The sequence below is a fragment of the Streptomyces sp. NPDC046727 genome, assembly GCF_040645635.1.
GTDB lineage: Bacteria > Actinomycetota > Actinomycetes > Streptomycetales > Streptomycetaceae > Streptomyces.
In genome coordinates, this window is sequence record NZ_JBEYYR010000082.1 from 1 (window position 1) to 6,011 (window position 6,011).

The 6,011-nt window shown below is 66.7% G+C and carries 6 protein-coding genes and 2 pseudogenes; 2 read left to right on the forward strand and 6 right to left on the reverse strand.

Annotated features, from left to right (window positions below; genetic code table 11):
• Positions 1-24: 24 nt before the first annotated feature.
• From ABZ937_RS42620 to ABZ937_RS42630, 3 genes are all read right to left on the reverse strand, one after another.
• Positions 25-579, reverse strand: a complete 555-nt coding sequence (locus ABZ937_RS42620; RefSeq protein WP_361701041.1) for a hypothetical protein — start codon at positions 577-579, stop codon at positions 25-27.
• Between the two features lie 156 nt (positions 580-735).
• Positions 736-1,104, reverse strand: a complete 369-nt coding sequence (locus ABZ937_RS42625) for a hypothetical protein (RefSeq protein ID WP_361701043.1) — start codon at positions 1,102-1,104, stop codon at positions 736-738.
• A gap of 429 nt (positions 1,105-1,533) precedes the next feature.
• Positions 1,534-2,342, reverse strand: a protein-coding gene (locus ABZ937_RS42630) for an IS5 family transposase (protein WP_361701046.1) whose coding sequence is annotated in 2 segments (ribosomal slippage) — positions 1,534-2,003 and positions 2,003-2,342 — 810 coding nt in all. Because the reading frame shifts where the segments join, the coding sequence is not laid out codon by codon here.
• 81 nt (positions 2,343-2,423) lie between these two features.
• Between ABZ937_RS42630 and ABZ937_RS42635 the strand changes: the two genes are divergently transcribed.
• Positions 2,424-3,017, forward strand: coding sequence for a hypothetical protein (locus ABZ937_RS42635; protein WP_361701048.1), 594 nt, complete (start codon positions 2,424-2,426; stop codon positions 3,015-3,017).
• Positions 3,018-3,029: 12 nt separating this feature from the next.
• Here the strand turns inward: ABZ937_RS42635 and ABZ937_RS42640 are convergent, their stop codons facing one another.
• The 3 genes and pseudogenes from ABZ937_RS42640 to ABZ937_RS42650 all read right to left on the reverse strand — a co-directional run.
• Positions 3,030-3,626 (reverse strand): cadmium resistance transporter, encoded by a 597-nt coding sequence (locus tag ABZ937_RS42640; protein WP_361701051.1) that lies wholly within the window; start codon positions 3,624-3,626, stop codon positions 3,030-3,032.
• Positions 3,627-4,335: 709 nt separating this feature from the next.
• On the reverse strand, positions 4,336-4,779 hold the full coding sequence (locus ABZ937_RS42645; RefSeq protein ID WP_361701053.1) for a histone-like nucleoid-structuring protein Lsr2: 444 nt from the start codon (positions 4,777-4,779) through the stop codon (positions 4,336-4,338).
• A 232-nt stretch (positions 4,780-5,011) separates the two neighbouring features.
• A pseudogene (locus tag ABZ937_RS42650) lies at positions 5,012-5,797 on the reverse strand (RHS repeat-associated core domain-containing protein); the annotation flags it as partial.
• Positions 5,798-5,910: 113 nt separating this feature from the next.
• Between ABZ937_RS42650 and ABZ937_RS42655 the strand changes: the two are divergent.
• Positions 5,911-6,011: pseudogene (locus ABZ937_RS42655) on the forward strand (IS5/IS1182 family transposase); the annotation flags it as partial.

A 6,011-nucleotide genomic window follows, 5' to 3' on the forward strand; every position in this document is an offset into this window, starting at 1 on the left:
CCGCTACGACAAGACCGCCACCATCTACCTGGCCGGACTCCACCTCGCCGCCATCTTCATCTGGTCAGCGAGGTGATCCGAAGGAAACGGCCTAGCCGCATCCGGGTCGGCCAGCAGGAGAGCGGCGTCATCCAGCCCCTGGAAGACGAGGACGTCCGGTCCTCCGTTGCCGCGGTGACCCGCCCGGCGGACCGGCTGATCCTCGCCCTCGCGGCTGTCCACGCTGCCCGGACCGGCGCGATCCGCCGCCTCCAGCTCGATGACCTCGACATTGGCAACCGTAGGCTCGTTGTCGACAGCCGCATCCGACCACTGGACGAGCTCACCCTGCACGCTGCCCTCGTCTGGCTGGAGCACCGGCGACGGCGTTGGCCCGACACCGCCAACCCGCACCTGCTGATCAACAAGCAGACCGCCCTGGACACTGGCCCCATCAGCGGCGTCTCCGTCTCCGCCGCCCTTCGCGGCCAGACCACAACCCTCGAACGGCTTCGCGTCGACCGCCAGCTTGAAGAAGCCCTCGTCCACGGCCCCCACCCGCTCCACCTCGCCGAAGTCTTCGGACTCGAAGACAGCCATCCGCTACGCGGATTCTGCACGCGCGCTGCTTGAGCGAGCTACCGAAATCGATCCGGTGTCTTGACTCGAATCAGCAGTCCTTCCTGGAGACCGTCTGGCGAGTACATAGTCAAGGCCTGTGGATGGATGCGATTTCCCGCTGCTTTGACGCCGAAGCTACTTGGGATCTTCGCTGGCCCAGGGGTGGACGAAGCGGTCCGGAGGTAGTTGCCATGCGTTGAGCATGCTGTCCAGGTCGGCTTCGTTCGCTGCGGAAGCGGTTTGCACAAGTTCCGCACCGATGTCGTAGTCGAAGCCCTCGATGCGATCGGTCTTGTACTCCCAGTGTTCCAATCGGAAGCTCCGGCCCGAATCGCTGCGAGCCCAGCCCTCCTCGCGGGCCTGGGCATCCGGTGCGCTCAAACTCGGGGTGATGTCCACGAACGCCCGACGGTCCGGCCTTGATGCCGGAACCTCTGTGACGAGACGTCTGCCGAGCCGTAGTGCCGACAGCTTGTCCGCAGGCCAGTTCGATCCGTTGCTCATGAGGTTCATTGTGGTGGCCACGGTGGGGCCCGGCTCGCGCTGCTGACCGCAGAGGATCTGCGAACTCCGCCTGACGGTCACTCGCTCGCGTGCGTCTCGGCACGGCGCCTGGAGAAGAAGCCGCCGGTCCCAGCCCCGTGCCTTGACGCGAACTCGCGGGTCCGCACCCCAGAATCAGGGCACCGCACCCCCGGGTTCGTGTTGAAGCACTTTCAGTTTCCGCGAACTCGCGGGGATCCCGGGGTGCTGGTCAGAACCGTGTCACCAGCCGCAAATGGTGGCTGACCGACCCGTGAGCTGCGGATCAGGTGGAGGCGCGGGCATCGAGTCTCGTGGTGTTCGACTTTGGGCGCCTCCTCCGGGGTGTACCGCTACCTGCGGCCCGGAGTGGCGCCACCATCTCGCGGCCGCTTCCCCTAACTGATCATTTCAGAATGAGGTTCGTAGTCGTCGCAAGCAGATGATGCTGCAGGCGAGTTGGAGCACTCCGAGGTGGAGGTCGGCTCGCATCTCATAGCGGATCCGCAGGCGTTTGAACTGGTGGAGCCAGGCGAAGGTGCGCTCGACGACCCACCTGGTCCCGCCCAGGCCGGAACCGTGGGCGGTGCCTTTGCGGGCGATCTTCGGTGTGATGCCGCGAGCGCGGAGGAAGCGCCGGTACTTGTCGTAGTCGTAGCCGCGGTCGGCGAACAGCCGCCGTGGTCGGTGACGTGGCCTGCCCACCAGGCCGCGGATGCGGGGTATCGCGTCCAGCAGGGGCATGAGCTGGGTGACGTCGTGACGGTTTCCGCTGGTCAACGACACTGCCAGGGGCGTTCCGTGCCGGTCTGTGATCACATGGTGCTTGCTGCCCCGGCGGCCGCGATCGACCGGCGAAGGTCCGGTGTGAGCCCCCCTTTGAGGGCCCGGACGTGCGAGCCGTCGACCGCGACGTCCTCCATGTCCAACAGTCCGGCCTTGCGGAGTTCCGTGAAAAGGGTCTCGTGCAGGCGGGGCCAGACGCCGGCCTCGGTCCAGTCGCGCAGGCGCCGCCAGCACGCCACCCCGCTGCAGCCGATCGTCTCGGTCGGCACGTCCGCCCAGGTCACACCCGTGCGCAGCACGTAGACGATCCCGCGCAGAGCCGCACGGTCATCCGCCGGCAGCCGACCCGGGTACCGCCGACGCCGCGGCGGGCGAGGAGGGAGCAGCGGAGCGACACGATCCCACAGATCATCAGGCACAAGATCATCCGACACCCGCAGAACTCTGCCGCCCACCAGCCCAACTGCCAAGCCTGAGAGCCAACCTCATTCTGAAATGATCAGTAAGCAGGGGGTGTGACGACTGCGCTCGATCAGCGGCGGGCTCGGGCACGCCGCATACGGCGCCTGCACCGGATTGGTTCCTGGCTGCTTGCCGTGGGCGGCGCCCTGGCCCTGGTGATCGGTCTGCCCTGGCTGGTGTGGCGAGGGCCGTACCTGCTCGATAAGGGGTACATCGATACGGCCACGGTGGGTGAAGCCGGCGGTTCGGCCGCGCTGGTCACTGGCCTGCGCACCGCCCTCGTCGCGTGTGCGGCTGCGATCGGGGCCGGAGTGGCCCTGGTGTACACGATCCGCAACTATCGGCTGACCCGGCGGGGGCAGGTCACCGAGCGGTTCACCAAAGCCCTGGAGCGCCTCGGGTCCGACCAGAGGTATGTGCGGATCGGCGGAGCGTTGGCGCTGGAGCAGATCGTCCAGGATGCCCCCGAGCAGGCCACCCATGCCGCGCAGGTGCTGGGCCACTTCGTGCGCGACCGCGCTCCGGCCCGCCTAGGCCCACCGAGTGCCCCGGACGGTGGCTCTGTTCACCAGATTCGGCAGCACATGTGCACCAGTTTGGGAGGCGCCTGGACGGCATGGGGATTCGAACGGGCTCCCTGCCTGTGAGTTCCAAGTGCCTCACAGGCCGAAGGCGCCGCCTTCGATGAGGATGAGCAGGCCGATGGTGGTCAGGACCATGGGCAGCAGGATGTGTCCCCAACGGCTGAGGGCCTTGGCGATGACGGGGCGGGTGGCGAAGAAGCGGCCCGCGAAGCACCACACGGCCACCAGGATCAGGAAGACGATCACGTACACGCTCATGCCGCCGACGCCGGCGGTGGCGAATACGGGAACGTAGACCCCGATGTTGTCGCCGCCGTTGGCGAACGTGACCGCGGCGACCTCCAGCGCCTTTGGGCCGCCCTCGGGCGTCTCCTTTTCGTCGTCCTCATCGTCGCGGTGCTTCCACGCCTGCCAGGCCGCCTTGAGCCCCAGGGCGAGGGGCAGCAGGCCGAGGTAGGGGATTGCCGACTCGGGCAGGAAGGTGGCGCCGAAGGCGGCGGCGCCCGCCCCGGCGAGGATGGCGGCGAAGCCGAGGTACTGGCCGATGACGATCCGGCGGACGGAGCCGTGATGCCCGGCGCCCTGGGCGAAGAACAGCGACAGGATCAGGATGTCGTCGATGTTGGTGACGGCGAACAGCCCGGCGGCCTGCCCGACGATGCCCAGGTTCACGAGTGGGTGCCCTCTCCTTCGGCGCGAGTGTCCCGGTGACGCTACCGGGAGCCCGAACCGTGCCCTCGCTGGGGCCGAGGTTCAGTGCTGCTGCTTCTCGTGAACATCGAACACGACAGCGTCAGAGCGCCTCCCGAATTGCTTAACAATCGCTGTCGAAAGTCGTGAACAAAGCCACACGGGCAACGACGACCCAATCTACCTGCGTGTCCACGCCTGTCCCGAAGGACGCAACTACATCTGGCAGATCAAGACACTGCGCCACGGGGTGAATCGGAAGCCTGGATAGCTCGTGCCTTCCCGGGAAGCAGTCCAGCACCACGACCAGCAGTATCCGTTCAGGACGGCTGCGGTGTGCCGCCGTGTCCAGGTGCCCGCACCGCGCGAGGCGCCGCGCAAATGGGAACTGATCATGAACCGTCCGGTTGGCCGGGGCCCTGTCGGAGGCCCGCAGCTCGCGCATGCAGGGATCCAGATGGTCGCGGCTTCGTTTCCGTTTCGCTGAAGAGTCCGCACTTGGGGAACCTCTTTGGCAGGGCCTGTCCGAGCTGCACTGGCGGTGTCGCCCGATCCGCCATCTCCGGCCGGCGGAGGCGGCGACGCACGTGGAGCGCTCGGCGAAGCGGCCCAGTCAGCAGTCTTCCGTGACCTGCCTCGGCACTATCGGGGCCCTCCGCGCCGATCCGGCACGCTCGCACCGTCGATGCGGTCAGTCGATTCCGTGTGCCTGTTCCCATGCCTGCCGGACTCTTGCAGGAATGCGTCCGCGCATCGGGACGTCGTATCCGTTCGCGCGCGCCCATTGTCGGATGACCTCAGGGTCAGAGGGCGGACTTGCTGGTGGTAGCGGTGGTGACCACTCGTCCAGGCGTGACGGCTCGAAGTCGGTGCCGCTTTGCAGAAGGCCCCGTGGGAACTGGGGAACGGTTGTGTTGCCGCTCAGAACGGAGACGAGGAACTGGGTCAGGTTTCCGTCGTAGGTGAACCAGCGTGGTCCGCGTGCTTCGTTGACGGCGATCGTCCACGCATCCGGATCTTCCTGGGGGTCGGTGATCCAGAAGAGATACTCGCCGTTGTCTGTCGCACCGCAGGGGAGGAGCAGTTCTGGGTTGACGGGTGACGGGTAGATTCCCTGTGCGTGATCTGAGCGCATTTGTTCCCGAATGCGCTCAGAGACGGGCCGATGAGGTTGACGTGCACCGATGTGTGCCGGGGATCGTAGATCCACAGATAGCGGGCGAAGCATCCGGGGTCGTAGCGTGCGGTGAGCCTCTTGTAGTCCTCGGGAAGGCGCAGGCCGAGTGCGGATTCAACGCTCGGCCAGTCCACCGGCGGCTGTTCGGCGGGTGGCGGGGGGCAGAGCTCAGCGAGGCGCTCAAGAGGGCTCATTCGATTCCGTCCCTGCGTCGGATCTGCTGTGCGGCGTGGTCTGGGTTCTGGAAGTCCCCTGTGAGGTGGAATCCGTCGTTGCCGTCAGCTTCCATTGTGATCCACTTGGGTACAGAGGTCTTCTCGTCGTCCGCGTACTCAAGATAGACGCTGTATTGGACGGTCTGGCCGGGCTGGTGGTTCGAGCCCAGAACGGCGTCTCGGATCTGCAGTTCCAGGTCTCTCATCTGCGGCGAGTTGGTCGGGTTCTGCGTGATGGTGAAGAGGTTGTCCAGGGTGTCCCCGGAGCCGCCGAGGACCTGAGCCAGCATGTGTCCATGGGCCTGGTTGTGCTTGGTGCCATGGACGAAGCCGGGTGGACGCAGGGCGGGGTTGGCGTCCGTTCCCTCACCGACCATGTCGCGGGTGATGGTGGCGTGCATCTCGTAGGGCCGTCCATGTTCGTCCCGCACCCACACGACTTTGCCGCCCCAGGTGGGGTCGGCGGTGCAGCCGGCGAGGCCAAGTGGGTCGGTGAGGGTGAAGGGGTTGGGGACGTACGCGTAGTGATTGGCTGCAGGTGCCAGTCCGAGCGGGTCGGGCGTGAGGTAGCGGCCCAGGTGGGGGTCGTAGTAGCGGTTGACGTTGTAGTGGAGACCGGTTTCCGGGTCGAAGTGCTGGCCCGGGTAGCGCAGGGGTGTGTAGGCGGTGCAGTCGCGGTTCCACTGGGTGACGCCCCAGGCAGTGCTGCGGGCGCGCCAGGCGAGGGTGCCGTCGGGGGCGATGAGTTCGCTGGGGGCGCCGTCCTGGCCGGGGGCGTGTTCGGGCGGGGCGCTGTGGGTGAGGTCGCCCGCAGTGTTACAGCGCCTAACACAATGAGGTGGTTCGGCGTTGATGGCCGTGTCCGGGGTGGGGGTTGAGTGTTCGGCTCGGTGTGGGGACGTCGCCGTGGATCGTGTCGGATGAGCTGTGGGATCGCCTTGAGCCGCTGCTGCCGCAGCGCGAACGGCGCTTCCG

Coding starts and splice junctions, on each gene's coding strand:
- ABZ937_RS42620 (WP_361701041.1), bottom strand. CDS start 579: ATGGCTGTCTTCGAGTCCGAAGACTTCGGCGAGGTGGAGCGGGTGGGG.
- ABZ937_RS42625 (WP_361701043.1), bottom strand. CDS start 1,104: ATGAGCAACGGATCGAACTGGCCTGCGGACAAGCTGTCGGCACTACGG.
- ABZ937_RS42645 (WP_361701053.1), bottom strand. CDS start 4,779: ATGCGCTCAGATCACGCACAGGGAATCTACCCGTCACCCGTCAACCCA.